Consider the following 15,763-nt stretch of genomic DNA (forward strand, 5'->3'; position numbering starts at 1 on the left):
AATTCCTCAGGACATTGCGGCAGGGCTGGCATCTGCGGGAGGCGCAGGTAGCCATTTGAGGTCGTTGAAACCGCGCATCAGGTAACCGCCTTTGGCAAACGACGCGCCTTCATAACCAAAATGGGTGTAGGCCAGTTCGTTGCTGTACAGCGAAGTAACCGACACACTCCGAACCAGGGCGAAGAAGTCCGAGTGCTGGATTTTCTCGAGCAGCTCAACCTGGCGCGATTCGTCCAGGGAAGCCCAGCTCTTGCCCGCCAACTGATCCAGTTGCGCGAAGCCCTGATTGAGCAAGGGAACAATGGACGGGTCGGCAGATGCCCGTGTATCCAGCGCCTTGACCGCGAAGGCGTAGACAGCGTCTTCCATGGTGTCGTGGGGATAGATACGGCGGATCAGCAACAGCAGCTTGCTGCCCAGATCACTGCTCAGAGTGGTCATTTCCAGCGCCCAGCTCTGGCCGGGTGCAAGCAGTGCGATGGGGCCGGAAGTAAATAGCAGTGTGCCTAATAACAGGCCGCCACTTCCTTGCAGAAAACGGCGCCTATTGACCTTGAGGTCGTTCATGGGTGTCTCCTTGTTATTTTTATGAGAAGCCACGGTGTACTGCTGAATCATCGAGTTGAATCGCCTGATCAAACTCTGAAAAGTGCTGGTTTATTGGTAATGACCTCCTTGTTGCAGGATTTCAATCTTGTAGCCGTCGGGATCCTGGATGAAAAAGAACCGGGCAAGCAGTTCGTCATCGCGTTTGAATTCCTTGATGGCCCCAGGCGAGATGTCTAGCTCGGTCATCCTGGCATGACAGGCATCAAGCTCAGGGGTGACGAAGGCGACGTGGCCATAGCCATTGCCCAGGTCATAGGCGCAGACGCCTTTATTCCAGGTCAATTCAATTTCAATACCGCTATGGGGATCACGCAAATAGACCAGGGAGAAATCATCGAACTCAAGGCGATGGGATTCCTGCAGGCCTAATGCGTCCTGATAAAAACGCAATGAACGTGTCAGATCTGATACACGAATCATTGAGTGAATGAACTTAAGCATAGTAAAACCCGTTGTCGTGCTGGTGGTGATGAGGCCGTTGACGGCTTCATTCAAACCATACGCCAGGGCAAAACCCATGAGGTAATAGACGGCTATTATGTTCGGCGTGGCCCGCGTTTCCGTCCGGGCCCACGTAATAGCCTTCTGTTACCCGCATCGTCGGAAAACCGACTAGCATGGGCTGGCTATTCATTCAGAGACAGGAGCGCCATTCATGTGTGAACTCTACGTAAAGGCCGATCCCATACTGTACGAGTCGCGAACCCGTTCGTTGCGTATCAACGGGGTCGTCACCACGCTGCGCCTGGAAAACCAGTTCTGGGATGTATTGGTCGAAATTGCCGCCACTGATGGCCTCAGCACCAATCAATTGATCACCCAACTGCATCAGGAAGTGATGAATTACCGCGGCGAGGTGGTGAATTTCGCGTCCTTCCTGCGCGTCAGCTGCATTCGTTACCTGAGCCAGAAGCGCCCGCCGGTGGCGCTGACGCTGGTTGAGAAAACGGCCTGATCCTGTGCTGCGGTGGGCTAGTGAGTGCTGGCGCTGGTCGCCGCACCCTCATTGCCGGGGCCAGACTGGCTCTGCAGTTTCTCGACGAAGCAATTCAGCGCCGTGGACACGAATGCATCGCGACGCCGGACCCGTACGCTGTCAGTCAGTCCCCGGGCCGTTCCGGTTGAAACGTAAGATTTAAGTGGGAAACCTGCCAAGCTAAGTAGTAATACAACGGCCTGGATATGGAATTGCCGTACCCCAGTTGCCTGGCTTCTGACAACAGTCGCAGAAGTGTATGTTGCCCAGACAGCTACAAGCTCATTTTAAAGTCGGAGGACTTAGGGAACGAGGTTTTCTGGCTGCCGCTGCAGTTTTTAACCAGAGCATAATTGCTGCGAGAGCGGCGGCTACTATCAACGTAAGCCACATGATGACCAACAAGGTGAATGTGACACTGTTGTTTAACTCGCGAAAAAGGCCGAAGGCAAAAGCGGTGTACCAAGAAACGCCTGAAATTGCACCTGATGCGAGAAATAAGGCAGCTCTCCTGTGGGAAAATCCAAAGAGCAAAGGGCGACTCAAGTCGCGTAGTGCTTCTGGCAACACAAACGCGTGGATGATGATTCCATTGATGGTCAGGACGGTCACCACAATTACCTTCGCCCAGAGCTTAGGATTTTCAAACTTTTCCGGCGACTCCATGGCGTAAAGGGCAAGGAAGCCAAGGCCTGAAAGCCACAGGAGGCATAGTCCAGTGGTGACCGCGTCGCTGATGAAGTGAAAGGTGCGCCCGATTTCAACTGGAAGGCTACCCCTACGCATCCAACGCAAAATCCAGAGGTCCAGCATCGTCGCCCCGCCGAGACCGAAGCACATACCAAGCAGATGCATACCTACAAGGAGTGTCAGAACCTTTAACTGTGGGAGTGGATCCGGTAGTGGAACGCTAAGCGCAAGAGTGTCCGCAAGTAAATGACCACTGCTGGAGAGCGCAAGTAGGCCGCCGAAAATCATGAAAGACGCTCGTATCTTCATTTATACCGATCTCAGGCTGGTGTTTTTATTTGGAGGTGTACAGTTGATTTGCTGAACAAGAGTGCCTTTGAATTCTCAACGTTATGGGTGTAGGTAATTGCCGTGATCGGAAGTAAAGCGCACTCCGGTAAAATACTGATACAGCGGCTGCTCTCTGCATTGTTACTGCAAACAGGAGCATAAATTTGAGCCCCGCCACGGAATAAATAAACTGTCGAAGTTGCTTCACGTCAGCAGATAGCAAGGGCGTGCCCCGAGTCAGGAGGGTACCGGTGCTTGAGTATCGATCAGGCCCTGGTTTTTCAGTTCCTGCCAAAACGCCGCCGGAATACCGACTTTCATCGCCTGCACATTGGAAACTATCTGCTCCGGCGAACGTGCCCCCGAAATGATCGCTGACACTTGTGGGTGAGCGGCTGCGAACTGCAAGGCAGCAGTATGAATGTCAATGCCATGTCGGCGGGCGACCGCCATGATTTGCGCGCGCTTTTTCACCGCTCCGGCAGGTAGATCCAGGCTGAAGTTATATCGGCTTCGACCTCCCAGAAATCCATCATTCAGTGGTGTTCCAACCGCGACGCTGGTGCCCTTGCTTCTCAATGCCGGCAAGGTGTTGTGCAACGCATCGCCGTGGTCAAGGAGGGAATACTGGCAGGCAAGCAACACGATGTCGGGAGTCGGGTCATTACTGGTCAGTGCCTGAACCACAGCATTGGGCGTATTGACTCCGAAGCCCCATGCCTTGATGAGTCCTTCATCTCGCATTTTTTCAAGCTCAACCATCGCTCCTGTGCGGGCAATTCGGTACGCCGCTTCCCACCCGCCTTCCAGTTCGGTGTTGTCTGGAGAGATGTCATGGATATAAACAACATCGATACGTGGTAACCCCAGGCGCTGCAGGCTGTCTTCCACGGAGCGGCGCGTACCTGCTGCGGTGTAGTCATAACGGTAGTTGAAGGGCGCCGGTGACTTCCAGATGGCATGATCCGCGCGCTGGCCACCAGCGGCCGTCAATACGCGGCCGACCTTCGTGGAGATCGTATAGTCGGCAGGATCTTTGCCGCGCAGGAAGCGGCCCAGACGGTATTCACTCAGGCCAAACCCGTAGAACGGCGATGTGTCGTAAAGTCTTACGCCTGCACTCCATGCAGCCTGCAGAACCAAATCCGCCTGCTCGTCGCTGATCGGCGCAAAGATATTGCCGATTTGCGTCCCGCCCATACCGAAGCGTTGAGGCGTCATGTATCTCATTGTATGTGAGGGTAAATTGAGGGGCAGGTCTGCGCGCACGAGCCGTCCTTCTGTACGCATCACGCTCCCGCGCTCTGTCAGCGAAGAGGACGCTGGGGCTGTAGCCGCCGTACTTGCGACGCTCGACGCCGGCAGCAAAGCGGCTGCAACGGCACCAGCCGCCGAATAGGTAAGAAAATCTCGTCTGTCCATCCGGCATTCCTTTCGAGACTCAGGTTTCACCGGCTCATCGAAGCCGGTATTCGTACTGGAAGTTAGAGCAACGAGGGGTAGGCAGGTGACCCTAATACGCCGTATTTTTTGCATAATCCTGCCGATACGCTTGTGCTGACTGTGCATTCTCAGCAGACTCGAACATTCCGTTACCAGGGCGCATGTCATGACCAGCGGTTCCTTCTCCCAGTTCGGTCTCGGCCTTGTGCATTCCCTGAGCTTGCGCGAAGCCGCTCAGCCCAATGAACGCCTCCAGGCACTCACACGGCTTATCGAAAAAGTCACTCTGCAGATTGGCTTGGCCGAGGCTTGCGAGACGTCGATTCCAGGCCTGGCCTTTTATCGTGTGGCCGAGCTGGGTACGCCCAAGTACTGCATTTATGAGCCTTGCGTGGCCATCATTCTGCAGGGCGCCAAGGAGATCACGTTCGGTGAGGAAGCCTGTGCGTTCAGGCAAGGGGCGTTTTTCGTCACTTCGGTCGATATACCCACCCTGGCTCGCGTCAACGCGGCTAGCGAGCAAATCCCTTATTTATCCGTTGTGTTGAAGCTCGATTTTTCCATGCTCAATGAGGTGATCCTGACCCTGGAACCCCCAAAGCAGGAAATGGCTACTGAGGCGCGGGGCTTCGTATCCGGTGTGGCGACGAGTGAGATGCTCGATGCGTTCGTTCGACTCGCCACACTGATCGAACGGCCGCTTGAAGCCGGCCTGATGGCGGGCCTTATCAAGCGTGAGATATATGGCAGGCTCCTGCTCAGTGAAGCGGGGCATTTGTTGCGCAGCGTCACTCGTGATGGTTACCGAGACAAGGGCATCGTAAGAGCCGTTGAATGGCTAAAATATCACTACGATAAGCCGTTGCAAGTCGCCGACCTTGCCGAGCGATCAGGAATGGCCAGCTCTACGCTGCATCACCGCTTTCGCAAGCTGACAGGCACCAGCCCGATTCAGTATCAAAAATCGCTACGGCTGCAAGCTGCGCGCAGCCTTATGTTAACCGAGCGGGTAGACGTGAACACAGCCGCATTGCGGGTTGGCTATGAAAGCGTCGCTCAATTCAGTCGCGAATATTCCCGGCGCTTCGGAGCACCACCTTCGAGAGACATCAAGCACGCCCGGGAAAATGGTGGACGACTCGATTAACCGCGCCTCGCATGAGACAGGTATATATGAACGAGGTAAAGAACAATGGGGCCGCTCATCCATTACTGAACGAGCCGCCTGGGCAATCTTGTGCAAGATTTGGCCAGGAGTGGCTGAAGGACCTTCGCCGGAAGTAATAAGAGTGCCTCATCAGCCCTCGACAGCGGACAGTAGCCATTCCCTCAGCGCGCGGATTTTCGGCAACTGCGCCCGTTGCGACGGATAAATCAAAAAGTAAGAAATGCCCTGATGGAGTTCAATGTCGAACGGCGCGACAAGAACGCCATCGTTCAGGCTTTCGCGCACCAGATTCAAGTCGCCCAACGCGACGCCATGCCCGCGCGTTGTGGCCGACAGCGCGAGATCCAGCGTATCGAACGACTGGCCCCGATGCGCGACAACGCCCTCGACACCGGCTGCTTCCAGCCAACGGCTCCAAGCCTGCACCGGAAAACAATGCAGTAACGGTACATGCTTCAGGTCGGCCGGTTCGCTGAGTTGCTTGGCCAGTGCTGGCGAACACACTGGTGTCAGGCGTTCCGGCATCAACGGAATCGCCTCGACGTCCTTCCAGTCCCCTCGGCCCTGAATGATCGCGGCGTCCACGTCGCTGTCTTCAAACCGCGGCTCCCACGCATCGTAGGTCGTCACCCGCACGTCCATGTCCGGCGTCACCGTGCGCAATCACGGCAACAGCGGCAGTAATCAACGCGTCGCCAGGGTCGGTGGCGTGCGCAGGGTCAGCACCTGGCCAGCGCTGCGCAGGCTGTTGCACATCGTGGTCAGGCGCCCACAAGCTGGGGATTCGCGGCAGCGCCTATCGCCCAGGCCCGTATTCGGAACTGATCGAAGGCGGCACCCGCGACTTCATCCGCTGGTACGCCGATCAGTTGCTTGCCGAGCTGGCACCGCTGGCTAGTACCCACCTCATTCATCGGGAGACCGCCGCATGACCGCCACTCTTATTGTCAGCCTGTCCGAGATCGAAAACCGTGCCACAACCGCACTGATAGGCAGCCATGTCAGCCCCGAAAATGCCCGGGCCGTAGCGCGTTCGATTGCGTTTGCCGAACGCGATGGCCAGCAGATTGTCGGCCTGTCCTATCTGCCGACTTATTACGACCACGCTGCGTGCGGCAAGGTCGATGGCGCCGCGCAGCCGAGCGCTCAAGTGCTGGCGCCGTCATTGATCCGTGTCGATGCGCGCAGCGGTTTCGCCCAGCCTGCGTTGGCGTCGGGTTTACCTTTGCTGGTGGCGGCCGCGCGTCGCCAAGGCATGGCCGCTCTGATGGTGGGGCAGTCCTACGCGTGTGGCTCTCTGGGTTATTTTGTGGAAGAGCTGGCGGAGCAAGGGCTGGTCGCCCTGATGGTCGCCAATGCCTCGCCGTCGATTGCCCCCCATGGCGGCAAAACTGCGTTTTTCGGCACTAACCCCTTGGCCTTTGCTACCCCGCGCGAAGGGCGTCCGCCGTTGGTGATTGATCAATCTTCAAGTGTGGTAGCCAAGGTCGCGGTGATCGACGCGCAGCGCCGTAGCGTAGCGCTACCGACAGGTTGGGCATTGGATGCCGACGGGCAGCCGACTACCGATGCCGATGCGGCAATGGCCGGCAGTCTGAGTCCGATTGGTGGCTATAAAGGCGCGAGCCTGGCGTTGCTGATCGACCTCCGCCAACCTGTGGGGGGCAACACCGGTGTCCTGCACGATAGTCGCACCGGTGCAGCAAAGCGATGGAGCGTCTGTAGAAGAGGGGCGAAGCTATTCGGCTGTTCTTGGATGATTCGAGGTGCGAATGGCAGTGACTACATGTATTTCGGGTATGAACTCCAGTAATAACGCGTAAGGACACAATGCAGGTCGACGCCGTACGTAACAACAGGCCTGTACGGCCCCGCCTACACTCAAGGCAGTGTGTCTTTCGCTGTATCACCGACACACCTCCCGACCTGAGTACTGAACTCACAGTGAAGCAATCGAGCCTAGGATTTGGAGCTTGGTCGGCCCGGAATATGGCTCAGTATCGATTTGGAGAAGCCCCCATCGACACAGATATCCTGTCCTGTGACATATCCGGATAAGGGGCTGACGAGAAATTCGATCACGTTCGCGATATCCACGGGTTCGCCGATTCTCGCCAACGGAATGATTGCTTCCCGTGCTTTCTTGATCTGGGGATCGGCGTACATTTTTTCGGACATCGGCGTGTGGGTCATGCCCGGGGACACCACGTTCACACGGATTCCATCAGGTGCCCATTCCAGCGCGAGTGTCTGAGCAAGCATTGTCAGTGCCGCTTTGGTGGGGCTGTACGCGCCTGAACCGGCATGCGGAAGCTGGCCAGACATCGACGAGGTAAAGCATGCCGCGCCTCTGCTCTCGCGTAAATACGGGTAGCTGGCTTTGGCAAGCAGCCAGGCGCCGCGAAGATTGACCGAGAACATATCGTCCCAGTCCTCGATGGACAAATCACAGATCGCGCCAGGGCTGGCGATGCCGGCATTCGCCACCAGCGCGTCGAGCCCGCCGAACTCCGCCACTGCCGCCGCCACCAGTTGGCTGGGCACCTCAGGATTGCCGAGGTCTCCGGACAATGCGATGGCGATACCGCCCATAGCCTTGATGGATTGAACGACCTCTTCCTGCGTAGTAGTGAGTGTGTGCCCGCATACCGCAATTTTCGGCTGCGAGCCCCGGGCAAGCGCCGCCTCCGCGATCCTCAGGCATGTAGACGCACCGATACCGCTACTACCGCCACTGACCAAAACTCTCATTAGGCACTCCTTCTTATAGTTAGACATTGAGGTAAAAGAGATCTGTAAAATACGAAAATAGATTCCTCTTTGCAATCAAATTGACAATGGAATTCGATTCCGATATCGTTTTTTACGTAGTTGGTTACCCTGCCAAAGCAGTGGCTACCGCTACCCAGATCCAATCGTCGCGTCTTCCCTCCAGCGATAGTGGTCCAGGTACAAAATCCATAATACGAATGGCCGTTTCCTCCAGCGAATACTCAACTGAAAGGATGTTTCGACATGATCATCAGCACGTTCTCCTATCTATGGTCCTCCACGGCAATTGATGCAATTGCGCAGCTGGCCGAGCACGGGCATCGCGTGTTTGAGGTACCCGTCAGCTCGCCACATTGCTGGCCGGTAGAACTCTCGACGGCAGAACGTTCTACCGCGAGCGTGCGTCTTCGTGAGTACGACACAAAGATCAGGTCCCTCAACGCCGGCGGCTATGACGTTAATCTGGCCAGTCCCGCCGCAAATATGCGTCAGAAGAGCATCGAGCACATCAAATCGGTGATTGACCTGGCTGCAGCTTGGGGTACTCAGGAAGTGGTGATATCTCCCGGTACCAGGCGTCCCATGATTTCCCCGCCACTCGAAAAGACCTACGACTGGATGTACGAGAGCCTGGCAGTCCTGATTCCCATGGCGAAACAGGCTGGTGTACGCTTGCTGCTGGAAAATACCCCGTATTGCTTTACCCCCACCATGCCGGAACTGGCAGAGGTTGTAGGCACCCTCAATGACGATGTGGTCAAGGTTGTCTACGACATTGCTAATGCCGCTTACATCGGTGAGGACCCTGTCGCGAGTCTGCTGGCGTACCATGCCGCCATCGACTTTGTGCATGTGTCCGACACCGGTATGGATGTGTGGGGTCATGATCCGGTTGGCACCGGTGTCGTGGACTTTGTGGGATTGGGCGAGGCCGTTCACGCGACCTGCGGTATTGAAAATTGCGTGCTCGAAATCATCCGCGAAGAAAACGCGCTACATGAGCTGAACAAGGGGGTGCAGGATCTGCGTGCCAAGGGCTGGAAAATTCCGTAATCGCCTTTCGGTCGCTTGTCGTTACGGCCCTGTGACCTGATTGCTCTAGTAGCCCTGAGGCCTGTACCAGGCCCCAGGTTCAAGCGACAGCATTGTTACCAGCAACATGCGCGTGCGCGATCATAAAACGTTCTGCGGGACAGGGCCTGCCGGAGCTTTTCATGATCGCCGCAGTATGCGCGGCGCACTACCGCCCAGGCAGTGAGTCATTCCCATTGACCGAGGTCCATAGCGCCCAGTGCTCGCCCACCTTGATGGCCGCCCGCTTCAAGCTTTCTATATGAGCGCCCAGGGTTTCCTCTCTCATGCGTGCGATTGGGCCGGCGATGCTCAGGGTGCCCACCGGGGCCGAGCTGTCTGGTCGCGAGGTGTCGAATACAGCTGCCGCCACGACACACACGCCCACTTCACCTTCCTCGCGAACTACTGCGTACCCCTCTTTGCGGATCAAGGCGATGTCATCAAAGATGTCGCGAATCGAAACGCGCGCATTGGGCCCCGCGTAGTCTCGGGTGTTCTCGATGTCCCACGCGGCAAGAATTCGCATGGCACGCTCATCGCGCATGGTGGAAAGCCACGCTTTGCCTGCCGCAGTTGTGTGAGGAATGATTTTTTCATCCAGGGCGCGTCGGTACTGAAGACCTTTGGTATTTTTCGTGGCCTGCAGTACCCAGGTCAGATGATCCTCAGCAACCTCCGCCAACCGAACGTGCTCGCCGGTTTCGCTGGCCAGATCGTTCAGTAAGGGTTGCATAATCTTGGCGAAGCCCGTTTCAGCGATGTAGCTCACGCCCATGCTGGGGATTTTCAGCGTCAGACGGTAGTGGTCCTGTTCGTCCTGGTAGACGTAGCCTCGTTCTCGAAGCGCGCTCAATATGCGGTGGGCCGTGGCCATGGCGACTTGGGTCTGCTCGCTGATTTCGGACAGTGCGAGACCGCCTGGATGGGAAAGCAGCAGTTCCAGAGTGTTGAAGTAGCGGCCAATATGTGACAATTTTCAATCCTCATTGTTGCTGGCCATGGCCAGCAACCTCGCGTCGTGGGTGCTAGAGCGTGATGGGAGCGCCACCTAGGCGATCTGACTCATAGGCAGCCTCGATGATACTCATGACGCTGTGCATCGTTGCAAGTCCGGCACCTGTATACGCCGTGTCTCGGCCAGGTGCCAAGACGTCGGTTACGAAGTTGTCGTAATACACGTCGGAGTTCAGGCTCATGTGAAGGTCACTTGGCTGGCCGGCAGCGTCGGTCAGGCGCATGCCATCCGGGGTCGAGCGCGCGTAGAACTGATCGGTTGACAATGAAAAGGAGTACTCCCGTTGCTCGGGGGTATTTCCGGGGTAGTTGTACCCAGTCTCGATGGTGCAGATGCAGCCGCTCTCGGTCACCAGGGTCATCATTGAGCCAATCTCCACAGCGGTCAGCTGCGGGTCGCGATACATGACTGCGGACACGCTGCGTATGCGCTCTCCGGAAATCTCCTGAACCAGATCGATGAAATGAGCGGCCAGGTTGATCGTGCAACCGCCCCCCGAGCGTTTCGGGTCAAGCATCCAGGAGCAACTGTTCGTCAGGTAGCGTTCAGGCGGCCCGGCGTTGAATCGAAACGACTGGGTCCTCCATTTTGCACCGCTCTCAAGCGCCGCTTGTTTGAGACGGCTCAGTAATTCACTGTGTCTCCAAACCAATGGTACCGCCACGAACAGATCTGCGGCTTCAGCACGTCGATACAGATCCAGAACTTCGTCCCGGGTCAGCCCGCAAGGCTTCTCCATCGCGAACGGAATATTGCGTTCGATCAATGCTATGCCCATGGCATACAGCTCATCGTGCGGACCAAAGGCGAACGCAAAATCAGCCTCTTCGTTATCCAGCAGGTTTTTCCAGTGATCGTACGGCTGCGCTCCGAAGCGTTGAGCAAGGGCTGGACCACGCGATCCCGTGGCATCAGATACCGCCGTGACGGTCACATCAGGCAAACGCTCAAGGGCGTCAAGGTAGAGCGGGGTGTGCCAGTGGCTTACTTCCAGAAGAACGACTTTCAACATTCATTCCTTATAAACAAGAGTGTCTGACTAGCTTGCCGATGCCTCGGGATTGCGGGTCAAGTACAGAAAGTAACAGTGCGCGAGCCACGATTGCGAGGTTGTTCAGCAGGCTATCACGAGCTGATTACGAACGGAAGTCGATTTCATTTTGCTTGGAGGTGGTGTGTTTCGACTTGGTTGAGAGCCAATTCAACGACCACACAAAAGTGTGCACATGCAGGGGCATGTGCACATTTTTACCTGGTTCATTAGAGGTATGAAGAGATGGGGCGGGGTGACAATCTGGGCGGGTGATATGGGATTCTTACAGCCCACTCGAGTAGCGACGCTCTATATCTTCGAAACCAAGAAAGCCTAAAGCCAGCAGGGCTTGGCCTACGTGCATAGGGTGGCCATCAAGGGTTCGGCAGCCACGCGACTGCGCTTCCAGGAGCAAGGCGGTCGGCTCGGACCTGGTAATGATGTCGACCACCACCGTGGTTGAGGCCAGATGCTTTGCGTCTATCGGCATCGGGTCATCAGGGTTCATGCCGAGCGGGGTAGCATTGATCACGATGTCATGGCCTGCAGGATCTGCCGGGCCTGCATGCACAGCGCACGGACTGTCTTTGGCGACGCATTGCGCCAGGTCCAGTGCGCGGTTTGCATCCAGGTCTGAGATGATCAGCGATCGGGCGCCAGCAGCGGCAACCGCAAACGCGATTGCCCTTCCCGAGCCGCCCGCACCAATGAGCAGAACGGATTTTCCCAGCAGGGTAATGCCTTCGCGCTGCATGCCCAGCACGCAGCCAAGCCCGTCGAAGACGGCACCCACCCAGCGTCCGTCGTTATCACAACGAATGACATTGATTGCGCCGATCTGACGCGCCGTAGGGTGAAGAACGTCCACAACGTCAAGCATGCTCTGCTTGTGCGGCATGGTGACCAGAAGCCCGGCAAGGTTGCTCATAACTCGCATGCCTCTGACAAGCTCAGCCAGGTCTCCCGTACCGACCTCCATTGGAATACAGATGGCGTCAGACTGAGCTTCGGCAAACAACTTGTTCAGCAGCATCGGGGACTTGGCGCTCTTGAGAGGAGTGCCAATTAATCCATATATACGAGTGCTGCCGGTAATACGTGGATGCATGTCAACCTACTGTGGCGTTGGCAGTGGCGCGCCAATTGTCAGTAGTGGGATGTCGGACCCCACTACTGACAACGTGTGCATATTCACTGCCGTATTACTCTAAGCGCTGTGCAGAGAAATTGAACGGCGCGGTGGTGGTATAGGACAGGCTGTCAGGAGCGTGTCGCTGGAACTGATTGGACGGCATTGACCTGCGGTCTGGAAGTGGACTGTTCCTGCACCCGTTCGTATTCCTCTTTGGACATCGGGACCGCATTAGGGTCTCCGAGGTCCTTCAGGCGAATCCGGTATGTTTCGCGGGTAGTAAAAGCAGCAATCGCAGAGATTGCGCAGATACCAAAAGTCAATGCTCCGATTTTCAGAGGGATATTCTCCGTCCCGGGGGGCGCAATCGATACGAACAGGGCTGGCAGAAACGCTGTGCATGCCACCCCAATATTCTGACCAATAGCCATGCCGGTAACACGTACGCGTGTACGAAACAGTTCCGGGAACAAGCTTGGGAATACACCATTAAAACCTTGGTAAGCCACACCCCACATGAGGAGCGAGAGAATCAATGAAAGCCATAGGTTGTGGATACTGATCGCATAGAGATAGGCAAATGACAAGAGTCCGCCGCAAAGAACACCCACAATCACCGGAGGTCGGCGGCCAATCCTGTCAGAGAGCTTACCCACGAAGGGAATCAGTATTACGGCGCACAAATTGCCTAACACCGGTATCCACATGAATACGCCGGAAGGAAAGCCGATACCGTAGGCGGGTTGGACTGCATAGGTTGCGCCGAATACGGAGGCGACGATTGCAAGAACCGCAGACAGCGCCATGGCGATCACTCGTAACACATCTCGCCAGTTCTGCGTGATCACTTCAACCACAGGTAATTTGCGGGGCTCGGCATGAGTTTGCGTCTCGGTGAATACCGGGGCTTCATGAACTTCACGCCGGATGATCCACCCGGCGACAAGTACCAGGGCGCTGAGCAGAAATGGAATTCGCCAGCCCCAGGCAGCAAATTGATCAGCCGGCATGAACTGGGCGAGCGGCAGGAAAACCGCTGCGGCTAGAAGTTGCCCGGCTTGGACGCCTTGAAGCGTAAAGCTTGCGAAATAACCTCGACGTCCATCAGGCGCGTGCTCCAAGGTCATGGAGCTGGCGCATGACACCTCTCCAGCAACAGCAAATCCTTGAATCAGACGCAAAACGATCAGTAGTGCAGGCGCCCAGACACCGATCTGTTGGTACGTAGGCAGCAGTCCGATGCACACGGTCGAGAAGCCCATCAAGAACATGCAGTAGACCAGTACGGTCTTGCGTCCATGCCGGTCACCCAGGTGCCCTAATACCACGGCTCCGATTGGGCGAGCGATGTATCCGACGCCGAAGCTTGCCAACGAAACGATGATGCCAACGGTCGGATTGTCTGTCGGGAAAAACAGCTGTGGGAAAAGCAAGGCCGCTGCGGTGGCATAGATGAAAAAATCGTAGTACTCCAACGCCGAGCCGATCCAGCCGCTCGCTGCGGCCTTCCTTGACTGACGGTTGAAATTTGAATCGGCCTGAATGCTTTGGCTCATAAGAGGTCTCCGAATTTTATTATTGTAACGACGTTCCAGTTGTAATGTTGTTCCCGGTTAATGAGCTTTGTCAAGGGGTAAGGCCCGGGCGGCGGCCCGGCAGGACGGAGGGCACCCGCTATGTAAAGAGATGCAGAGGCCGTCGAATATTTAGTCTGCATTGTTTAGCTCGCCGCGACGCGCACAGCTCACGGCCATCTGCAGGCTTGGTTGATCCCGCCATTAGTCAGCCCGCAGTGAGATGGCAGTATTTGGTAGTGCTTGCGTTGACTTGGCAAGCGCGGAGTGCTTACTATTGTAACTGTGTTCCAAATAGAACAGCGTAACCAAAGCATGGTGCTGCTGATTACCAGTCGAGAAAAATTCCATGAGAGTCGTTAAAGGTGCAGTTGACCGCTGCCTGGAGGCCATTGAGCTGCTGGCCCGGGAAGCCCGCTGGATGCGAATGTCTGATATCGCAACTGAACTGGGCATGGAGAAAGGGCCAGCCCACCGTGTGCTTGCTCAGTTGGTAGAGCAGGGGTGGGCCGAGCAGGATGAAGCAACGTCCCAGTACCGTCTGACACTCAAGCTGGCGCTTCTGGGGCAACGTTATCTGAATGGCATAGGCTTGCCTGAACTGGTTCAGCCCATCATTGAAAACGTAGCCGCCATATCTCACGAGTTGGTGCGTCTGACCGTAGTTTGCGAAAACGGTCTGGCATGGCTTGCCTCGGCCCAAGGCGCTGCGCCAGGGTTAATGTATTCGCCAGCCATGGATCAGCCCATCAATCTCTACACCACTGCCAACGGCAAGGTCTGGCTTGCATCAATGCCTGATGAGCAGGCTGTCGAAATTGCTATACGCAATGGCTTGGGTAAAGACCATGGAATCGGAAAAGGTCCTCGGGCTATCAGCAGCATTGAACGCCTGCTGCCTGAGCTTGCGGCGACCAGGGAGCGCGGTTATGGGCTGGTCGTGGAAGAGGCCGAGGCTGGTGTATGGGCGATTGCGGTGCCAGTGAAATTGATTTCGTCCGGCGCCGTGGTCGGAACGATGAGCATTGCCGGGCCAGTCTTGCGCATGCATCCGGACCGTTACGCCGAATTGCACGCACTGCTAGAAGATGCTGCGAACAAGCTCGGCACGGTATGGCCTCGTCAAGCTAGCGTGCCGGTATGACTGTGATGGATCACGCCTCATTCGTTGATATGGCTGAATCAACCATCTTGCAGGCCGCCGCTGAACTAGTGCGTGCGCGTCGAACGAACTGTCGGTTAGATGCTCTGCCATGTGACGACTTGTCATTGAGCCTGGAGCAAGGCTTTGAGATACAGCAACAGGTCGGCGTGCTGGCTGGAAAGAAAGTGGGCGGCTGGAAATGTGCACTGCCCAAGCCTGGCAAATGGATAGTCGCGCCGATCTACTCTGACGATATTGTGCGGTCCAGCCACTACTCGCTGAACTTTGCGGCGTCCACCGTCCGAATTGAACCTGAGCTTGCGTGCGTTCTAGGGGTGGACTTGCCTGCTCGCCCGGCGCCTTACACGGCTGACGACATCCACCGTTCGATCAGTCAGGTATACCTTTCGCTGGAGGTAATCGACTGTCGATATACCGATCCTCAAAAGGTGGCGTTCGAGCAACTACTGGCTGACGGGCTCTTCAATCATGGCCTTGTTCTGGGGCCTGAAGCTACTTCGTTGTGCTCAAACAATCTGCCCGTTCATCTCGATGTGACGCTCAGGTACCCCGGTGTCGAGCCTGTAAGCATTTCCGGCGCTCATCCTGATCATGACCCCGTATCGCCAATCGTCTGGCTGGCAAATTTTCTATCCGTACGTGGAATCGATCTGCAAGCAGGTCAGGTCGTTATCACCGGCTCCTATGCAGGTGTTCTAGAAGTTCCCACTCACCAGCCGCTGGATATTCAGTTCGGCGAGGCAGGGTCACTACCTGTCTTTTTCTCAACTCTTGAGGAGTAA

16 protein-coding genes are annotated in these 15,763 nt (G+C 56.2%); 6 read left to right on the forward strand and 10 right to left on the reverse strand.

Going from position 1 to position 15,763, the window contains the following annotated elements; genetic code table 11:
• Positions 1–6: 6 nt before the first annotated feature.
• Together ACCD02_RS08780 and ACCD02_RS08785 are read right to left on the reverse strand one after the other, a co-directional pair.
• Positions 7–567, reverse strand: a complete 561-nt coding sequence (locus tag ACCD02_RS08780) for a tat (twin-arginine translocation) pathway signal sequence (RefSeq protein ID WP_413300442.1) — start codon at positions 565–567, stop codon at positions 7–9.
• Between the two features lie 90 nt (positions 568–657).
• Positions 658–1,128 (reverse strand): VOC family protein, encoded by a 471-nt coding sequence (locus ACCD02_RS08785; RefSeq protein WP_413300444.1) that lies wholly within the window; start codon positions 1,126–1,128, stop codon positions 658–660.
• 136 nt (positions 1,129–1,264) lie between these two features.
• On the opposite strand from ACCD02_RS08785, the gene ACCD02_RS08790 reads away from it, so the two are divergent.
• The gene (locus tag ACCD02_RS08790; protein WP_413300446.1) at positions 1,265–1,564 is read left to right on the forward strand and encodes a ribbon-helix-helix domain-containing protein; all 300 of its coding nucleotides are present in this window, start codon (positions 1,265–1,267) and stop codon (positions 1,562–1,564) included.
• Positions 1,565–1,867: 303 nt separating this feature from the next.
• Here ACCD02_RS08790 and ACCD02_RS08795 read toward each other — a convergent pair whose 3' ends face one another.
• A complete protein-coding gene (locus ACCD02_RS08795; RefSeq protein WP_413300448.1) occupies positions 1,868–2,563 on the reverse strand; it encodes a hypothetical protein in 696 nt (231 codons plus the stop codon).
• 279 nt (positions 2,564–2,842) lie between these two features.
• Positions 2,843–4,027: an aldo/keto reductase gene (locus ACCD02_RS08800; protein ID WP_413300450.1), complete on the reverse strand. Its 1,185-nt coding sequence runs from the start codon at positions 4,025–4,027 to the stop codon at positions 2,843–2,845.
• Positions 4,028–4,214: 187 nt separating this feature from the next.
• Here ACCD02_RS08800 and ACCD02_RS08805 point away from each other — a divergent pair, with 187 nt between their 5' ends.
• Positions 4,215–5,195, forward strand: a complete 981-nt coding sequence (locus ACCD02_RS08805; RefSeq protein WP_413300452.1) for an AraC family transcriptional regulator N-terminal domain-containing protein — start codon at positions 4,215–4,217, stop codon at positions 5,193–5,195.
• 150 nt (positions 5,196–5,345) lie between these two features.
• On the opposite strand, the gene ACCD02_RS08810 is transcribed toward ACCD02_RS08805, so the two are convergent.
• Complete coding sequence (locus ACCD02_RS08810; protein WP_413300454.1) at positions 5,346–5,858, reverse strand: LysR substrate-binding domain-containing protein; 513 nt, start codon at positions 5,856–5,858, stop codon at positions 5,346–5,348.
• Positions 5,859–6,144: 286 nt separating this feature from the next.
• Here ACCD02_RS08810 and ACCD02_RS08815 point away from each other — a divergent pair, with 286 nt between their 5' ends.
• Positions 6,145–7,029, forward strand: coding sequence for an Ldh family oxidoreductase (locus ACCD02_RS08815; protein ID WP_413300456.1), 885 nt, complete (start codon positions 6,145–6,147; stop codon positions 7,027–7,029).
• Between the two features lie 146 nt (positions 7,030–7,175).
• On the opposite strand, the gene ACCD02_RS08820 is transcribed toward ACCD02_RS08815, so the two are convergent.
• On the reverse strand, positions 7,176–7,967 hold the full coding sequence (locus ACCD02_RS08820; protein WP_413300457.1) for an SDR family NAD(P)-dependent oxidoreductase: 792 nt from the start codon (positions 7,965–7,967) through the stop codon (positions 7,176–7,178).
• Between the two features lie 264 nt (positions 7,968–8,231).
• Between ACCD02_RS08820 and ACCD02_RS08825 the strand changes: the two genes are divergently transcribed.
• A complete protein-coding gene (locus ACCD02_RS08825) occupies positions 8,232–9,041 on the forward strand; it encodes a sugar phosphate isomerase/epimerase family protein (RefSeq protein ID WP_413300459.1) in 810 nt (269 codons plus the stop codon).
• 187 nt (positions 9,042–9,228) lie between these two features.
• Here ACCD02_RS08825 and ACCD02_RS08830 read toward each other — a convergent pair whose 3' ends face one another.
• From ACCD02_RS08830 to ACCD02_RS08845, 4 genes are all read right to left on the reverse strand, one after another.
• Positions 9,229–10,035 (reverse strand): IclR family transcriptional regulator, encoded by an 807-nt coding sequence (locus ACCD02_RS08830; RefSeq protein ID WP_413300461.1) that lies wholly within the window; start codon positions 10,033–10,035, stop codon positions 9,229–9,231.
• 52 nt (positions 10,036–10,087) lie between these two features.
• Positions 10,088–11,089, reverse strand: a complete 1,002-nt coding sequence (locus ACCD02_RS08835) for a Gfo/Idh/MocA family oxidoreductase (RefSeq protein WP_413300463.1) — start codon at positions 11,087–11,089, stop codon at positions 10,088–10,090.
• Between the two features lie 304 nt (positions 11,090–11,393).
• Positions 11,394–12,218, reverse strand: a complete 825-nt coding sequence (locus ACCD02_RS08840; protein ID WP_413300464.1) for a shikimate dehydrogenase family protein — start codon at positions 12,216–12,218, stop codon at positions 11,394–11,396.
• Positions 12,219–12,370: 152 nt separating this feature from the next.
• Positions 12,371–13,798 (reverse strand): MFS transporter, encoded by a 1,428-nt coding sequence (locus ACCD02_RS08845; protein WP_413300466.1) that lies wholly within the window; start codon positions 13,796–13,798, stop codon positions 12,371–12,373.
• A 367-nt stretch (positions 13,799–14,165) separates the two neighbouring features.
• Between ACCD02_RS08845 and ACCD02_RS08850 the strand changes: the two genes are divergently transcribed.
• Both ACCD02_RS08850 and ACCD02_RS08855 read left to right on the forward strand, forming a co-directional pair.
• A complete protein-coding gene (locus tag ACCD02_RS08850) occupies positions 14,166–14,960 on the forward strand; it encodes an IclR family transcriptional regulator (protein WP_413300468.1) in 795 nt (264 codons plus the stop codon).
• The gene (locus tag ACCD02_RS08855; protein WP_413300470.1) at positions 14,957–15,763 is read left to right on the forward strand and encodes a fumarylacetoacetate hydrolase family protein; all 807 of its coding nucleotides are present in this window, start codon (positions 14,957–14,959) and stop codon (positions 15,761–15,763) included. The genes ACCD02_RS08850 and ACCD02_RS08855 overlap by 4 nt, the downstream gene beginning before the upstream one ends.

Source organism: Pseudomonas sp. Pseusp88 (genome assembly GCF_047303955.1).
Lineage (GTDB): Bacteria > Pseudomonadota > Gammaproteobacteria > Pseudomonadales > Pseudomonadaceae > Aquipseudomonas.

What these genes read in the sequence shown, in the direction of transcription:
- ACCD02_RS08780 (WP_413300442.1), bottom strand. Translation starts at nt 567, where the DNA reads ATGAACGACCTCAAGGTCAATAGGCGCCGTTTTCTGCAAGGAAGTGGC.
- ACCD02_RS08785 (WP_413300444.1), bottom strand. Translation starts at nt 1,128, where the DNA reads ATGGGTTTTGCCCTGGCGTATGGTTTGAATGAAGCCGTCAACGGCCTC.
- ACCD02_RS08790 (WP_413300446.1), top strand. Translation starts at nt 1,265, where the DNA reads ATGTGTGAACTCTACGTAAAGGCCGATCCCATACTGTACGAGTCGCGA.
- ACCD02_RS08795 (WP_413300448.1), bottom strand. Translation starts at nt 2,563, where the DNA reads ATGATTTTCGGCGGCCTACTTGCGCTCTCCAGCAGTGGTCATTTACTT.
- ACCD02_RS08800 (WP_413300450.1), bottom strand. Translation starts at nt 4,027, where the DNA reads ATGGACAGACGAGATTTTCTTACCTATTCGGCGGCTGGTGCCGTTGCA.
- ACCD02_RS08805 (WP_413300452.1), top strand. Translation starts at nt 4,215, where the DNA reads ATGACCAGCGGTTCCTTCTCCCAGTTCGGTCTCGGCCTTGTGCATTCC.
- ACCD02_RS08810 (WP_413300454.1), bottom strand. Translation starts at nt 5,858, where the DNA reads ATGGACGTGCGGGTGACGACCTACGATGCGTGGGAGCCGCGGTTTGAA.
- ACCD02_RS08815 (WP_413300456.1), top strand. Translation starts at nt 6,145, where the DNA reads ATGACCGCCACTCTTATTGTCAGCCTGTCCGAGATCGAAAACCGTGCC.
- ACCD02_RS08820 (WP_413300457.1), bottom strand. Translation starts at nt 7,967, where the DNA reads ATGAGAGTTTTGGTCAGTGGCGGTAGTAGCGGTATCGGTGCGTCTACA.
- ACCD02_RS08825 (WP_413300459.1), top strand. Translation starts at nt 8,232, where the DNA reads ATGATCATCAGCACGTTCTCCTATCTATGGTCCTCCACGGCAATTGAT.
- ACCD02_RS08835 (WP_413300463.1), bottom strand. Translation starts at nt 11,089, where the DNA reads ATGTTGAAAGTCGTTCTTCTGGAAGTAAGCCACTGGCACACCCCGCTC.
- ACCD02_RS08840 (WP_413300464.1), bottom strand. Translation starts at nt 12,218, where the DNA reads ATGCATCCACGTATTACCGGCAGCACTCGTATATATGGATTAATTGGC.
- ACCD02_RS08845 (WP_413300466.1), bottom strand. Translation starts at nt 13,798, where the DNA reads ATGAGCCAAAGCATTCAGGCCGATTCAAATTTCAACCGTCAGTCAAGG.
- ACCD02_RS08850 (WP_413300468.1), top strand. Translation starts at nt 14,166, where the DNA reads ATGAGAGTCGTTAAAGGTGCAGTTGACCGCTGCCTGGAGGCCATTGAG.
- ACCD02_RS08855 (WP_413300470.1), top strand. Translation starts at nt 14,957, where the DNA reads ATGACTGTGATGGATCACGCCTCATTCGTTGATATGGCTGAATCAACC.